At 54.3% G+C, this 15,454-nt stretch carries 14 protein-coding genes; 7 read left to right on the forward strand and 7 right to left on the reverse strand.

The window, feature by feature from the left end; translation table 11 throughout:
• Window positions 1-104: 104 nt before the first annotated feature.
• Window positions 105-1,031: a LysR family transcriptional regulator gene (locus tag BFV63_RS17850; protein WP_023314777.1), complete on the forward strand. Its 927-nt coding sequence runs from the start codon at window positions 105-107 to the stop codon at window positions 1,029-1,031.
• Here the strand turns inward: BFV63_RS17850 and BFV63_RS17855 are convergent.
• Entirely contained in the window at window positions 1,026-1,718 is a 693-nt protein-coding gene (locus tag BFV63_RS17855; protein WP_023314778.1) for an aspartate/glutamate racemase, read from the reverse strand. The genes BFV63_RS17850 and BFV63_RS17855 overlap by 6 nt on opposite strands.
• 135 nt (window positions 1,719-1,853) lie before the next feature.
• Here BFV63_RS17855 and BFV63_RS17860 point away from each other — a divergent pair, with 135 nt between their 5' ends.
• Window positions 1,854-2,177 (forward strand): cupin domain-containing protein, encoded by a 324-nt coding sequence (locus BFV63_RS17860; RefSeq protein WP_003862821.1) that lies wholly within the window; start codon window positions 1,854-1,856, stop codon window positions 2,175-2,177.
• Between the two features lie 33 nt (window positions 2,178-2,210).
• Here BFV63_RS17860 and wzz(fepE) read toward each other — a convergent pair whose 3' ends face one another.
• The gene (wzz(fepE), locus tag BFV63_RS17865; protein ID WP_023314779.1) at window positions 2,211-3,347 is read right to left on the reverse strand and encodes an LPS O-antigen length regulator Wzz(fepE); all 1,137 of its coding nucleotides are present in this window, start codon (window positions 3,345-3,347) and stop codon (window positions 2,211-2,213) included.
• Between the two features lie 544 nt (window positions 3,348-3,891).
• Between wzz(fepE) and BFV63_RS17870 the strand changes: the two genes are divergently transcribed.
• The 4 genes from BFV63_RS17870 to BFV63_RS17885 are packed head-to-tail and all read left to right on the forward strand — an operon-like array spanning window position 3,892 to window position 8,117.
• Window positions 3,892-4,782 (forward strand): carbohydrate ABC transporter permease, encoded by an 891-nt coding sequence (locus BFV63_RS17870; RefSeq protein ID WP_003862825.1) that lies wholly within the window; start codon window positions 3,892-3,894, stop codon window positions 4,780-4,782.
• Entirely contained in the window at window positions 4,775-5,677 is a 903-nt protein-coding gene (locus tag BFV63_RS17875) for a carbohydrate ABC transporter permease (protein ID WP_003862827.1), read from the forward strand. The genes BFV63_RS17870 and BFV63_RS17875 overlap by 8 nt, the downstream gene beginning before the upstream one ends.
• A gap of 12 nt (window positions 5,678-5,689) precedes the next feature.
• Window positions 5,690-6,817, forward strand: coding sequence for an ABC transporter ATP-binding protein (locus BFV63_RS17880; RefSeq protein ID WP_003862829.1), 1,128 nt, complete (start codon window positions 5,690-5,692; stop codon window positions 6,815-6,817).
• A 13-nt stretch (window positions 6,818-6,830) separates the two neighbouring features.
• Entirely contained in the window at window positions 6,831-8,117 is a 1,287-nt protein-coding gene (locus tag BFV63_RS17885) for an ABC transporter substrate-binding protein (protein WP_048242019.1), read from the forward strand.
• Between the two features lie 82 nt (window positions 8,118-8,199).
• Here BFV63_RS17885 and araE read toward each other — a convergent pair whose 3' ends face one another.
• The 3 genes from araE to kduI all read right to left on the reverse strand — a co-directional run bounded on the left by araE (window position 8,200) and on the right by kduI (window position 11,589).
• Complete coding sequence (gene araE / locus BFV63_RS17890) at window positions 8,200-9,615, reverse strand: arabinose-proton symporter AraE (protein WP_003862834.1); 1,416 nt, start codon at window positions 9,613-9,615, stop codon at window positions 8,200-8,202.
• A gap of 312 nt (window positions 9,616-9,927) precedes the next feature.
• Complete coding sequence (kduD, locus tag BFV63_RS17895; protein ID WP_003862835.1) at window positions 9,928-10,689, reverse strand: 2-dehydro-3-deoxy-D-gluconate 5-dehydrogenase KduD; 762 nt, start codon at window positions 10,687-10,689, stop codon at window positions 9,928-9,930.
• Window positions 10,690-10,752: 63 nt separating this feature from the next.
• The gene (kduI, locus tag BFV63_RS17900; RefSeq protein WP_069597581.1) at window positions 10,753-11,589 is read right to left on the reverse strand and encodes a 5-dehydro-4-deoxy-D-glucuronate isomerase; all 837 of its coding nucleotides are present in this window, start codon (window positions 11,587-11,589) and stop codon (window positions 10,753-10,755) included.
• Window positions 11,590-11,889: 300 nt separating this feature from the next.
• Between kduI and BFV63_RS17905 the strand changes: the two genes are divergently transcribed.
• Complete coding sequence (locus BFV63_RS17905) at window positions 11,890-13,065, forward strand: oligogalacturonate lyase family protein (RefSeq protein WP_003862840.1); 1,176 nt, start codon at window positions 11,890-11,892, stop codon at window positions 13,063-13,065.
• Between the two features lie 187 nt (window positions 13,066-13,252).
• On the opposite strand, the gene BFV63_RS17910 is transcribed toward BFV63_RS17905, so the two are convergent.
• Window positions 13,253-13,936, reverse strand: a complete 684-nt coding sequence (locus BFV63_RS17910) for an oligogalacturonate-specific porin KdgM family protein (protein ID WP_003862842.1) — start codon at window positions 13,934-13,936, stop codon at window positions 13,253-13,255.
• Window positions 13,937-14,254: 318 nt separating this feature from the next.
• Window positions 14,255-15,433, reverse strand: a complete 1,179-nt coding sequence (locus BFV63_RS17915) for an acetyl-CoA C-acetyltransferase (protein ID WP_003862843.1) — start codon at window positions 15,431-15,433, stop codon at window positions 14,255-14,257.
• Between the last annotated feature and the right edge of the window lie 21 nt (window positions 15,434-15,454).

The raw sequence follows: 15,454 nt of genomic DNA on the forward strand, positions 1-15,454 counted from the left end.
CTGTTTTTTATCATTACGCCATAGCCTGAAGAGAATAAAAAATATCGTTTTATCGTGAGTCTATGCAAAAATGATATGGAACACGCTCAGCCATCAGGTGCCCTATGCCCGCCGTTAACCTACGCCATATCGAGATTTTTCATGCGGTGATGACCACCGGCAATCTCACTGAAGCCGCGCACATGCTGCACACCTCGCAGCCGACGGTCAGCCGCGAGCTGGCGCGTTTTGAGAAAGTGCTGGGGCTGAAGCTGTTTGAACGCACCCGCGGCAGGCTGCATCCAACGGTGCAGGGTTTACGTCTGTTTGAGGAGGTTCAGCGCTCCTGGTACGGGCTGGACAGGATCGTGAGCGCGGCAGAGAGCCTGAGGGAGTTCCGCCAGGGCGAACTGTCCATCGTCTGCCTGCCGGTCTTTTCCCAGTCATTCCTGCCGGTACTGTTACAGCCGTTTCTGGCCCGCTATCCGGAGGTCAGCCTGACCATCGTGCCGCAGGAGTCGCCGCTGCTGGAGGAGTGGCTTTCGGCCCAGCGCCACGATCTGGGTCTGACTGAAACCCTCGTCACGCCAGCGGGAACGGAACGCACGGAGCTGCTGTCGCTGGATGAGGTCTGCGTGCTGCCTGCCAGCCACCCGCTTGCCCACAAAACCGTGCTGACACCGGCGGATTTTCACGGTGAGAACTATATCAGCCTGTCGCAGACCGACAGCTACCGGCAGCTTCTGGATGGCCTGTTTGCCGAACATCAGGTGAAGCGGCGGATGGTGATGGAAACGCACAGTGCGGCGTCAATTTGCGCGATGGTGCGCGCGGGCGTGGGTATTTCGGTGGTGAACCCGCTCACGGCCATGGACTACGCCAGCAGCGGCGTGGTTCTGCGCCGTTTTAGCGTTTCCGTTCCCTTTACCGTGAGCCTGATCCGCCCGCTGCACCGGCCCGCCTCAGCGCTGGTTGATGCCTTTTGTGAACATCTGATTGCGCACGCGCGTCAGGTGGCGCTTCGCTTACCTGACCTGCAAAAACCTTTATGACAGCATAAACTCCACCGCATCCGCGGCATGGATGGCGGCGGTATCGAAGACCGGTATCGGGCTTCGGTCTGCCGGCACCAGCAGACCGATTTCGGTACAGCCGAAGATGACCCCTTCCGCTCCCTGCTGCGCCAGTTTCTCTATCACGCTGACGTACCAGGCGCGCGAAGCTTCGCTGAAGGTGCCCAGACACAGCTCATCAAAAATAATCTGGTTAATGCGCGCCCGGTCAGCCTCCTCCGGGATCAGGCTTTCAATCCCGAACTGGCTGCTCAGCCGCCCGCGGTAAAAATCCTGTTCCATGGTGTAGCGCGTCCCCAGCAGCGCCACGCGCGTCATGCCGGCGGTACGTATGGCACGCCCGGTGGCATCCGCGATATGTAAGAACGGCAGCGAACAGCGGTCTTCAATGTGCGACGCCACCTTATGCATGGTGTTGGTACACAGCAGAATACCCTGCGCGCCCGCACGCTCCAGCCCGAGCGCGGCGTCCGCCAGTATCTGCCCCGCTTTGTCCCACTCCCCGCTCGACTGGCAGGCTTCTATTTCATGGAAATCCACGCTGTGCAGCAGCAGGCTGGCTGAATGCAGACCGCCCAGACGCTGTTTAACGCCTTCATTAATCAGGCGGTAGTACGGGATCGTTGATTCCCAGCTCATGCCCCCTAACAGACCGATCGTTTTCATCTTTCCTCCTGTGCGTTTCACCCAGTGAAGCAAACTTGTGATCGCCTTTCCAGTTATTTGGCTAAACGTTTCCTTTTCTCGGCGGGTGAGATAAGTTAATTGAAACAATGTTTCATTACATAACAGGGCGAAAATATGTTTATTTTCCATAAAGAGACCACGCTTGAGGATCTGGGCAACGGCGTGACGCGTCGTATTCTGGCGCACGACGGCAGGATGATGGCGGTGGAAGTGAATTTCGAGGAAGGCGCGATTGGCCCGATGCATAACCACCCGCATGAGCAACTCACCTACGTTCTCTCGGGGGAATTTGAGTTCACCATTGGCGAGGAGAAGCATGTGGTGACCGCGGGCGACACCCTCTATAAAGCGCCGCACGTGATGCACGGCTGCGTTTGCCTGAAACCCGGCACCCTGCTGGATACCTTTACGCCGGTACGCGAAGATTTCCTGAAATAAAAAAAGGCGCTCAGTTGAGCGCCTTTTTTGATGTTATTCCGTTACCGGCTCAGGAAGTTGTTCCGGCAGCGGGTTGCGGGTGCTCATAGCCTCGCGCAGCAGCACGCTGCCACAGGCGAACAGTCCACCCAGAATACACGCCAGCAGCACGATGAGGGCTTTGCCCGGGCCATCTTTTTTCACCGGCATAGAAGGTGAAAGCTGGTATTTGAACGGCTCCAGGCTCACATCTTCGAAGGAGAGTTTTTGCAGCTGTGCCAGATAGTATTCGCGGTTCTGGAAATCGGCGTTCAGCTCAGAAACGTCCTTGAGATTTTTTTCAATCTGCAATTTCTGCGCAATCCCGTCCGCACCGAGGGCGACGGAATAATCCGGATCGTCTTTCACCGCCTGTCCATTGCTGTAAACCGGCTTTTTGATCCCAGCCGCGTTCGCCACTTCCAGCGAGTAGTTCAGGCGTTGCAGGTTGGTATTGTGGATATTGGTCAGACGGACCCGATCCAACTCCAGCTGCTGCTGTACCGTTTTGGTTCTCAGGATCAGCTGATCGCGAATGTTTTGCATGGTCTCCTGCTCGACGATGCGGGAGATGTACTGAATGTAACCATTCAACACTTTCTGCGCATCCTCTGCCGTTGGGGCTGTGAAGCTTAACGTCCAGGAGAGGTATGGTGCTTTATCGGCATTTTTTTCCTGCGTGTTATCAACAGCCTTCATCTTTTCGGCAATATTGACCACCGCGCGGTGCAGTTCCAGCGGGTCAACCTCAGCGCCATCGAGCTGAGCCATCACGTAAGGTGAGCTCTTCATGTACTCTTCAAGCAGAGACTGGGACTGAAACTTTTTGATAAACAGATTAAACACATCCGCACGGGTAATTTTCACGTCGACATCAAGCACCTGGAGCGCCACCATCATCTGGCGCAGCGAACTCCACTGCGTCTGTTCCGCGGGCGTAATGACCGCTTTACTGGTCCATTTTTGCGGTATCAGAAAGGCGATTGCCAGGCCGACCAGTGCAAATGCAAAGACAATGGTGATGATGCGTTTTTTTGCTGCCAGCAGGACGTCCAGCAGACCCAGAAGATCTATTTCTTTAGCGCTGACCGCCGGGGGAGCATAGTGAGGAAAATTGAGATCCGTATGTTTTTTGAAATCCATCGCTGACATAACTGTTCTTCTTTTAAGGATGCAGTGAAATTCTGCCTGACTGGTTCCGGTGTAACAAATCATACAAGAATGTAAGAATTATCTGAATGACGAATTGGTACATCTGTAGACCTGCTATCAGATCTGGTAGTTAGCCACGCTGCGTGACTATTGTTATTCCTGCTCCCCTTTTGCTTCATTATCTCTTCCTCATGGGCCGCGGCGAACGTCCGTGGAAAGTCAAAAATGCCACCTCCCTCACTATATTGAAACAGCGTTTCGACGCTGATCACATTTCCACCATTAAGCGAATGACGCAGAAATAAATCGCAATAATATAAAATAAAACGTTGTTTTAGTATCCAAGAACACCGGTTCAGCTCTTTTGAAACCCGAAGCGCTTACACCACGACGAAAGACAAAAAAGCGTTAAAAAACAAACGTAGGTTTTGCCGTTGCCAGACGTTGCACCCTGAATTTCAGCTCCCATGCCGCGCATCGCAGGCCTGGGAAAATGTAACAAAGCAGATTTCGTATTAAACCATTGATTGCCAGGTAGGTATGTATGAATGAAAACAAGCTGCTGGGGCTCGCATGGATATCACCCTATATCATCGGGCTGATACTCTTTACGGCATTCCCCTTCGTCTCATCGTTTTTCCTCAGCTTTACGGATTACGATTTGATGAGTCCGCCGGTGTTTAACGGCATCGAAAACTATCGCTACATGTTTACCGAAGACACGCTCTTCTGGAAATCCATGGGCGTGACCTTTGCCTATGTATTTTTAACCATCCCGCTAAAGCTCGCCTTTGCATTAGGAATTGCCTTTGTCCTGAACTTTAAATTACGCGGCATCGGCTTTTTCCGAACGGCCTACTATATTCCGTCGATCCTCGGCAGCTCCGTCGCCATTGCCGTATTGTGGCGCGCCTTATTTGCCATCGATGGCCTGCTGAACAGCTTTATCGGCGTTTTTGGCTTTGATCCGGTGAACTGGCTGGGCGAGCCGTCGCTGGCGCTGATGTCCGTTACCCTGCTGCGCGTCTGGCAGTTCGGTTCCGCGATGGTCATCTTCCTGGCCGCGCTGCAAAACGTACCGCAGTCCCAGTATGAAGCGGCAATGATCGATGGCGCATCGAAATGGCAGATGTTCATGAAGGTGACCGTGCCACTGATTACGCCGGTGATCTTCTTCAACTTCATCATGCAGACCACGCAGGCGTTCCAGGAATTTACCGGGCCGTACGTGATTACCGGCGGCGGGCCAACCTATTCGACCTATCTGTTCTCGCTCTACATCTACGACACCGCCTTTAAGTATTTCGATATGGGCTATGGCGCGGCGCTGGCGTGGATCCTGTTCCTGGTGGTGGCCGTCTTCGCCGGTATCGCCTTTAAGTCGTCGAAATACTGGGTGTTCTACTCCGCCGATAAAGGAGGCAAAAATGGCTGATATTCAACAACTCTCCACGGCAAGAAGCGTCGCCGAACGCGAAGTGGCCCGCACGCTGCGCAGAGAGAAAATCAACGCCTCCGTTCGCTATGTGATTCTGCTGGTTGTCGGCCTGCTGATGCTTTACCCGCTGGTGTGGATGTTCTCCGCGTCGTTCAAACCGAACCACGAGATCTTCACCACACTGAGCCTGTGGCCTGCCCACGCCACCTGGGATGGTTTCGTAAACGGCTGGAAAACCGGCACCGAGTACAACTTCGGCCATTACATGCTGAACACCTTTAAGTATGTGATCCCGAAAGTGATCCTGACCATTATCTCCTCCACCATCGTGGCGTACGGCTTTGCCCGCTTCGAGATCCCGTGGAAGAAGTTCTGGTTCGCCACGCTCATCACCACCATGCTGCTGCCCAGCACCGTGCTGCTGATCCCGCAGTACCTGATGTTCCGTGAAATGGGCATGCTCAACAGCTATATGCCGCTGTACCTGCCGCTGGCCTTCGCCACTCAGGGGTTCTTCGTCTTCATGCTGATCCAGTTCCTGCGCGGCGTCCCGCGTGACATGGAAGAGGCGGCGCAGATTGACGGCTGTAACTCCATTCAGGTGCTGTGGTACGTGGTAGTGCCGATCCTGAAACCGGCCATTATCTCCGTCGCCCTGTTCCAGTTCATGTGGTCCATGAACGACTTTATCGGGCCGCTGATTTACGTCTACAGCGTGGATAAATACCCCATCGCACTGGCGCTGAAAATGTCCATCGATGTCACCGAAGGCGCGCCGTGGAACGAAATTCTGGCAATGGCGAGCATCTCCATTCTGCCATCCATCATTGTCTTCTTCCTGGCACAGCGCTACTTCGTACAGGGCGTCACCAGCAGCGGAATTAAAGGTTAAGAGGGAAATACCATGGCTGAAGTTATTTTCAACAAGCTGGAAAAGGTCTACTCCAACGGCTTTAAAGCGGTACACGCTATCGATCTTAAAATTGCTGAAGGGGAATTCATGGTGATCGTCGGCCCATCCGGCTGCGCCAAATCCACGACCCTGCGCATGCTGGCGGGGCTCGAAACCATCAGCGGCGGCGAGGTGCGCATTGGCGACAAGATCGTGAACAACCTCGCGCCGAAAGAGCGCGGTATTGCAATGGTGTTCCAGAACTATGCCCTCTATCCGCACATGACGGTGCGCGAGAATCTGGCCTTTGGTCTCAAGCTGAGCAAACTGCCGAAAGATCAGATTGAGTCTCAGGTGAATGAAGCTGCCAAAATTCTTGAACTGGAAGAGCTGCTCGACCGCCTGCCGCGCCAGCTTTCCGGCGGCCAGGCGCAGCGCGTGGCGGTAGGCCGTGCGATTGTGAAAAAACCGGATGTGTTCCTGTTCGATGAGCCGCTTTCAAACCTCGACGCCAAACTGCGCGCTTCGATGCGTATTCGTATTTCCGACCTGCACAAGCAGCTGAAGAAGTCAGGAAAACCGGCGACCACCGTTTACGTGACACACGACCAGACCGAAGCGATGACTATGGGCGACCGCATCTGCGTGATGAAGCTCGGCCATATCATGCAGGTGGATACGCCGGACAACCTCTACCACAGGCCGAGGAACATGTTCGTGGCGGGCTTTATCGGCGCGCCGGAGATGAATATACGCAAAAGCGTACTGGTCGAAAAAGCGGGCCAGCTGCACATCGCCATTGGCGATGAAACCATGCCGCTGAACGCGGAGAAGCAGGAGAAAGTCGCGGCCTACGCGGGTCAGGAGATTTACTACGGCGTGCGTCCGGAATTTGTGTCGCTCTCTGATGAGCCCTTCCCGAACGGCGGCTGTAGCGGGGAGATGGTGCGCGTTGAGAACATGGGCCACGAATTCTTTGTGTACCTGAAGGTCGCGGACTACGAACTGACCGCCCGAATCCCGTCCGATGAAGCTAAGCCAATGATTGATAAGGGGCTTCATCGTAAGGTGTATTTCACGTTTGAGATGAACAAGTGTCATATTTTTGACGCAAAAACTGAACAGAACCTCTCTCTCTGATGGAGTGATAAAAATGAAAAAAGTGCTTTTAAGCGCAGCAATCTCCGCGACCCTGGGTCTTACCGCTTTGCCATCGATGGCGCAGAATGTGGATTTACGGATGTCCTGGTGGGGCGGCAACGGCCGTCACCAGGTCACCCTGAAAGCGCTGGAAGAGTTCCATAAGCAGAACCCGGACATCAACGTGAAAGCGGAATACACCGGCTGGGATGGTCACCTCTCCCGTCTGACCACCCAGATTGCGGGCGGCACCGAGCCGGACGTAATGCAGACGAACTGGAACTGGCTGCCGATCTTCTCGAAAACCGGTGACGGCTTCTACGATCTGAACAAGATGAAGGACGTGATTGACCTGTCGCAGTTCGATCCCAAAGAGCTGCAAACCACCACCGTGGACGGCAAGCTGAACGGCATTCCGATCTCGGTGACGGCGCGCGTGTTCTACTTCAATGACGAAACCTGGAAAAAAGCGGGTATTGCGTACCCGAAAACCTGGGACGAGCTGATGGCGGCCGGTAAAACCTTCGAGAGCAAGCTCGGCAAGCAATACTATCCGGTGATACTGGAGCATCAGGATACGCTGGCGCTGCTGAATTCGTACATGATCCAGAAGTACAACATTCCTGCGGTGGATGAGAAAACCAAAAAGTTCAGCTACACAAAGGAACAGTGGGTAGAGTTTTTCCAGACCTACAAAAAGCTGATCGACAGCCACGTCATGCCGGACACCAAATACTATGCCTCTTTCGGTAAGAGCAACATGTATGAGATGAAGCCGTGGATCCAGGGTGAATGGGGCGGCACCTACATGTGGAACTCCACCATCAACAAATATTCCGACAACCTGAAGCCACCGGCGAAACTGGAGCTGGGCAACTACCCAATGCTGCCGGGCGCCACCGACGCAGGTCTGTTCTTCAAACCGGCGCAGATGCTGTCGATTGGTAAGACGACCAAAAACCCGGAGGCGGCAGCGAAGCTAATTAATTTCCTGCTCAACAGCAAAGAAGGGGTCGATACGCTGGGTCTTGAGCGTGGCGTACCGCTGAGCAAAGTAGCGGTGCAGTATCTGACCGAAGACGGCACCATTAAAGAGGACGATCCTTCCGTGGCAGGCCTGCGCCTGGCGCAGTCGCTGCCGGCGAAACTCACCGTCTCGCCATACTTTGACGACCCACAGATTGTGGCGCAGTTCGGTACCTCTTTGCAGTATATCGACTACGGGCAGAAAACCGTGGAAGAGTCGGCCGCTGACTTCCAGCGTCAGGCGGAGCGTATTTTGAGACGTGCGATGCGGTAAAAACAAAGCCGGGTGGCGCTTCGCTTACCCGGCCTACACGGTATCGTAGGCCCGGTAAGCGAAGCGCCACCCGGCAATGACATTACACGCCGATATTACGTAGTTTCTCCCCTTTCATCAGCTTGCGTTCAATATGCTCCAGGGTCACGCCTTTGGTTTCCGGGATCAGCCAGAATGTCACGCCGATAAACGCCACGTTCAGCACCGTATAGAGCCAGAAGGTGCCTGCCGCGCCAATCGCATCCAGCAGCGTCAGGAAGGTCGCGCCAATGATCATATTCGACACCCAGTTGGTGGTGGTGGAACAGGTGATACCAAAGTCGCGGCATTTCAGCGGCTGAATTTCAGAGCACAGGATCCACACCACCGGTGCGGCGCTCATCGCGTAACCGGCGATGCACATCATGGTCATGCCAACGGAGAGCCAGGAGAGGCCGCTTGACGCCGTGCCGTTATCGAACTGCATCAGGCAGTAACCAAGGATCAAGGTGCCGAGCGCCATTACGCTAAAGCCAATTTTCAGGGCCGGTTTACGTCCAGCCTTATCGACGGTGAACACCGCGATAAAGGTGGCGAACATAAAGGTCAGCCCCACCACCAGCGTGGCGATCATCTGCTGTTCGGTGGTGGTAAAACCAGCCATTTTAAAGATGCGTGGGGCGTAATACATGATGATGTTCATCCCCGTGAACTGCTGCATCGCCTGTAACAGCATGCCGAGGAACACCGCGCGGCGCACGTTGCGGTTCGCCTTAAACAGGGACCAGCCGCCCTGCTTCAGCTTCAGGCTTTCGCGGATTTCGTTCAGCTCTTCACGCGCTTTTTCAGACGTGTCGCGCAGCATGCGCAGCACCTCTTCCGCCTCCACGTGACGCCCTTTTTGCGCCAGCCAGCGCGGGCTGTTCGGCAGGAAAATGACTAACACAATCAGCAGCACCGCAGGCAGCGCCAGCACGCCAAGCATTGCCCGCCAGTTGCCGCTGTAGCTGAAGTACGTATCCGACAGGAACGCCAGCACGATACCGAGCGTCACCATCAGCTGGTACATGCTGATCATCTTCCCGCGCACGTTTTCGCTCGCCATTTCGGAGAGGTAAAGCGGCGCGGTGTAGGACGCGATACCTACCGCCACGCCCAGCAGCACGCGGGAAAGCAGCAACACTTCAACGTTGGTGGCAAACGCCGAACCAAGAGAGCCAGCAACAAACAGGATCGCCCCGACCATCAGGCTGTATTTGCGCCCGAGACGGAACGACAGCCAGCCGTTAAACAGTGCGCCGATGGCCGCACCCAGCATCATGCTGCTCACCACCCACTCTTGCAGGCGGTTGCTTAACGTAAAGTGGTCGGTAATAAAGGGCAGTGCGCCCGCGATAACGCCGATATCCAGACCAAACAGTAAACCGGCTACGGCGGCCGCAACAGAAACAAACTGGTTCATGCGTCGGGTATCGCGCAGCGCAGCGGGCATAAGGGTAGAGTCATTTACAGATGTCATAGTTTCCTGCCTCAACAGCGAAATTCGTTAAGTGAAATTACGAGATACCGGAAGAAAGTGTCAGGCCGGAAATGGTGAAGATATGGATTATTTCGCTACGACACACCGATCTGTGATGGACATTACAATTTCAAATCAGGATGGTTTAACCTTATTTTTGATTAATTAGTTAATATTTAAGCAATAAATGTGTGACACCCGTCATTCATTCCTTTTCAGTATGGATTTTTCATCTTTATGGATATGGATAAAGCCAATTTTGGCGCAAAAAAAACCTCTACACGAGGGCAGAGGTTCTTTATTCGGGCTGACTTAACGTGCCAGCCAGCCGCCGTCTACGGCAACGGTGTAGCCGTTAATGTAGTCCGAAGCCGGGGACGCCAGGAATACAACCGGGCCCATCAGATCGCTCGGCAGACCCCAGCGACCCGCTGGAATACGCTCCAGGATTGCCGCGCTGCGCTCTTCATCCGCACGCAGCTGCTGGGTATTGTTGGTGGCCATGTAGCCCGGCGCAATCGCGTTGACGTTGATGTTGTGCTGCGCCCACTCGTTCGCCAGCAGACGGGTCACGCCCATCACGGCACTCTTCGATGCGGTGTAAGACGGCACGCGGATGCCGCCCTGGAAAGAGAGCATGGAGGCAATATTAATGATCTTGCCACCTTTCCCCTGAGCGATGAAGTGCTTCGCAGCCGCCTGGGACATAAAGAACACGCTCTTGATGTTCAGATTCATCACGTCGTCCCAGTCCGTTTCGCTGAAGTTAATCGCGTCTTCACGACGGATCAGGCCGGCGTTGTTGACCAGAATATCGATATGCCCAAACTCCGCCACCGCGCGATCCAGCAGCTCAGGGATCGCATCGATTTTGCGCAGGTCCGCGGTCAGGCTCAGGAAACGGCGGCCCAGCGCGGTGACGCGCTCGATGGTTTCCGTTGGCTCAACGATGTTAATCCCGACGATATCGCAGCCCGCTTCCGCCAGACCTAACGCCATACCCTGCCCCAGCCCGGTGTCACAACCGGAAACCACAGCCACTTTACCTTGCAGAGAAAATGCATCCAGAATCATGTTTGTTCCTTAATCGTTCAGCGCCTGTCAGCAACAGGCAGATGTATGCTTAACTGCCTGCGACTAGCGCAGATCCTTAACAGCGACGTGGTCCATGTCATCAAAGACCTGGTTTTCACCGACCATCCCCCAGATAAAGGTATAGGCTTTCGTTCCCACGCCAGAGTGGATGGACCAGCTCGGCGAAATGACTGCCTGCTCGTTGTGCATAACGATATGGCGCGTCTCCTGCGGCTGTCCCATCATGTGGAACACGCAGGCGTCTTCATCCATGTTGAAATAGAAGTAGACTTCCATGCGGCGCTCGTGGGTATGGCACGGCATGGTGTTCCACAGGTTGCCCGGCGCAAGCTCGGTCAGCCCCATGCTGAGCTGGCAGGTTTCCAGCACATCCGGAACAAAGTATTTGTTGATGGTGCGACGGTTGCTGGTGAGGTTATCGCCAAGGGTCACCGGGGCAACGTCCGCTGGCGTGACTTTTTTGGTTGGGTAAGTCGTATGAGCCGGGGCGCAGTTGTAGTAAAACTTCGCCGGTTTGCTGGCATCAATGCTGGCGAACACCACCTCTTTCGCGCCTTTGCCGACGTACAGCGCGTCGCGGTGACCAATTTCGTAGCACTGGCCATCGACGGTAATGGTGCCCGGCCCGCCGATGTTAATCACGCCCAGTTCACGGCGTTCGAGGAAGTAGCTCACGCCCAGCTGTTTGCCCACTTCACCGCCCACGGAGACGGTTTTCGCCATCGGCATAATCCCGCCCACAATAATGCGGTCAATATGGCTGTAGACCATGGTGTACTTGTCGGCTTCGAACACTTGCTCAACTAAAAACTCACTGCGCAGCCCCTGAGTATCCAGCATTTTAGCGTGCGCACTGTGGATGCTTTGTCTGACGTCCACGTAAACCTCCAGAATTGATCGTGCCCGAAGGCAAAGATAAATAACGAAACAACGTTCCGTTTTAGTGATGAACACATATTATCCCCTGACAACGGGGTTTTCAATTACATTTAAAACAACGTTTCATTTTTCCTGCCTGTTTATGCCAGAAATGGTGTTTCGATCACGATAAATCTTTAAGACCCTCAATCTGGTTAATGAAAATGAGAAAGTGCGCTGTCAGTCACAAATAATGAAACAACGTTTTGATAATTTATCACCTAGTTTTCAACCTACATTACGCGTTCAAAGGAGTGCATTATGGCTAAAGGTATGCGGGTCAAGCTGAACTATGAGGTCAGCCGCGATCCGGATACAGGCGTGGAAGTCACCCGCCTGACCCCACCGGAAGTAACCTGTCATCGCAACTACTTTTACCAGAAGTGCTTCTTTAACGATGGCAGCCACCTGCTGTTCGCCGGGGAGTTCGACGGTCACTGGAACTATTACCTGTTGGATCTGAAAAACGCCGAAGCGGTACAGTTGACCGAAGGCGCGGGCGATAATACCTTTGGCGGGTTCCTCTCTCCGGACGATAAATCCCTCTACTATGTGAAGAACGATCGCACCCTGCTGGAGGTGGATTTACAGACGCTGGCAGAGCGCGAAGTGTACCGCGTTCCGGAAGAGTGGGTCGGCTACGGCACCTGGGTCGCGAACAGCGACTGCACCAAACTGGTGGGTATTGAGATTGCCAGATGTGACTGGACGCCACTCAACGACTGGAAAATTTTCCACGACTTCTTCCACAAAGGGCCGCACTGCCGCCTGCTGCGCGTTGATCTGAAAACGGGTGAAAGCACCACCATTCATGACGAGAAGATCTGGCTGGGACATCCGATTTATCGCCCGTTCGATGACAATACCGTGGCCTTCTGTCATGAAGGGCCGCACGACCTGGTCGACGCCCGCATGTGGCTGGTCAACGAAGATGGCAGCAACGTGCGGAAAGTGAAAACGCACGCGGAAGGTGAAAGCTGTACACATGAATTTTGGGTGCCCGACGGGTCCGCGCTGATCTACGTCTCTTATCTGAAAGGTCAGCAAGGGCGTACCATCTCCCGCTTCAACCCGGACACCGGCGTGAATGAAGCGGTAATGAACATGCCCGCCTGTTCACATCTGATGAGCAACGTTGACGGCAGCATGCTGGTTGGCGACGGTTCCGGTACGCCTGTTGACGTGAAAGACACCGGCGGCTACACCATTGATAACGATCCTTATCTGTATGCCTTTGACGTGGCGAAGAAAGCTTATTACCGCATCGCCCGTCATGACACCTCATGGGCTACGGTGGCGAACAGCCGCCAGGTAACCCACCCGCATCCGTCCTTCACGCCGGACGAAAAAGCGGTGCTGTACAGTTCCGATAAAGACGGCAAACCGGCCCTCTATATCGCGAAACTCCCCGAGCAACCTGAAATGTTGCATGCCTGAATGAGTTAGTGTTTCTGTAACTGGCCTTGCCCTCCGATTCGGAGGGCTTTTTTTTGGGTGATTGCGCGGCGCTTTTTGCCGGGTGGCGCTTCGCTTACCCGGCCTACGAAAAAATGGATTGGAAAGAATGTGTAGGCCGGGTAAGCGTTAGCGCCACCCGGCGGTTTTTAGCGAAGGAACTGAATTATCAGAAGGAGTACGCCACACCTAAACGGAAACGGGTCTGGCGTTCGTCCGTGTCTTTAACCCCCACGTTCCCCACCTCCACATACGGTGCCCAGTTTTTATCCCATTTGTAGGCCAGCTTGGCGTTATATTCGTTGGAATAATCTTTATTATTATTTCGGGCCACGCCTTCAGAACTTTTCGCGTAAACATAGTTCAGCTCGGTACGCCAGTCACCTAATACCCAACCGACCCACGCATCGCCACGGTTAACTTTATCATCGTCCTTATTTGAGCTTGACGGGTAGCGAGTATATTCGTAACGGTAACGCGCAGCCACGTAGAAGCCATTATCGAAGCTATATTGCACATGCAGATTCGGTTTATAAATGGTGCGACTGTCTGTGCTTTCAATCGTAAACGCAGGGGTCAGGGCGATATTGTCTGTCGCTTTCCAGCGCCAGCTAATCTGATCTTCGTGACCGTTCCCCACTACATCCGCGAATGGCTGATCTGCCTTGTCCCCGCCTGATTTCCACTTCGCCTCGACTGAAAAACCGAAGCCATTATCAAAGCGGTGCGAGACGGCAACACGGTCGGCATTCGAGCCGCTGTCAATATATTCGTGACGCAGATCGACGGTAACGGCGCTAGCCGCAAAAGAGGCACTAATAAGGGAAGCAAGGAGCAGAGATTTCTTAAACATGAAAAAACCCTCAATTAAAATAACGTTTCGTTTTTATGAAACTTGAGTTTATTTTTTATGCACCGTTATTTTAGTGACAAGGATCGAAATTATTTGTTTCATTTTTTTTGGCAAAGATCGACGTGAACCCCATCAACAAAAAAAGGGCATTAACCGTAAATTTCAGGGGGAAGATCACATTAAGCACTTCACAAAGCAAATAATTAACCGCGCAATAATTATTGCGGGCTTCAGAAAGAACGCAGAAGTGTTAAAAAAGGATTCTGCGGACACAAAAAAACCTCCCGTGGGAGGTTTTCTGTGCACAGAGAGGGGAAACTACCGTTCGATAGCCAGGGCCACCCCCTGCCCTCCGCCAATACAGAGCGTTGCGATCCCTTTTCGGGCGTTACGCTTTTTCATTTCGTGGACCAGCGACACCAGAATGCGGCAGCCGGAGGCGCCAATGGGATGACCCAGCGCAATTGCACCGCCGTTGACGTTGACCCGCAGCGGATCCCATTCCAGCATTTTCCCGACCGAGATCGCCTGTGCAGCAAAGGCTTCGTTGACCTCAATCAGATCCACATCGCTCAGCTCCCAGCCCGCCCGCTCCAGGCAGCGGCGCGTGGCATAGACCGGGGCGATCCCCATTAACGCAGGATCAACACCCACGCTGGCAAACGCTTTGATGCGCGCCAGCACCGGCAGCGCCAGCTCCTGGGCTTTGCTTTCACTCATCATCATCACCGCCGCCGCACCGTCGTTAATGGATGAGGCGTTGCCTGCCGTTACAGAACCGAGCGTTTCAAAGGCCGGATCGAGTTTTGCCAGCCCTTCTGCGCTGGCATCGGTGCGCGGCTGCTCGTCGGTATCGACGATGAGCGCTTCGCCGTTCTGGCGCTGGGTACTGACCGGGACAATTTCATCGCGAAAACGCCCGGAGTCGATCGCTGCACGCGCTTTTTGCTGTGAGCTGAGGGCATATGCATCCTGAAGCTCGCGGCTGATACCGTATTCCCGCGCCAGGTTTTCCGCCGTTACGCCCATATGGTAGTCGTTGAAGGCGTCCCACAGCCCGTCGTGAACCAGACTGTCAAGCAGCTGACTGTTCCCGAGCTGCGCGCCGGTCCGGCTGTCGGTCAGGACGTGCGGGGCGCGGCTCATATTCTCCTGCCCGCCGGCAATAACCACGTCCGCTTCACCGCACTGGATGGCCTGCGTCGCAAGATGGAGCGCTTTCAAACCTGAACCACAGACGTCGTTGATGGTAATTGCCGAAACGGTATTGGGCAGGCCCCCCTTCAGCGCTGCCTGGCGCGCAGGGTTTTGTCCCGCGCCAGCGGTCAGCACCTGGCCAAGGATCACCTCATCAATTTCATGTGCGGCAATCCCGCTGCGTTCCACCAGCGCTCTTACCACCACGCTGCCGAGATCAACCGCAGAGTGACGCGCAAGCGCTCCCTGAAAACAGCCGATAGCCGTACGTAACGCACCCACTATAACGACATCTTTCATCACGACCTCTGTGCAAAATGA

The sequence above is a fragment of the Enterobacter hormaechei subsp. xiangfangensis genome, from assembly GCF_001729785.1.
GTDB lineage: Bacteria > Pseudomonadota > Gammaproteobacteria > Enterobacterales > Enterobacteriaceae > Enterobacter > Enterobacter hormaechei_C.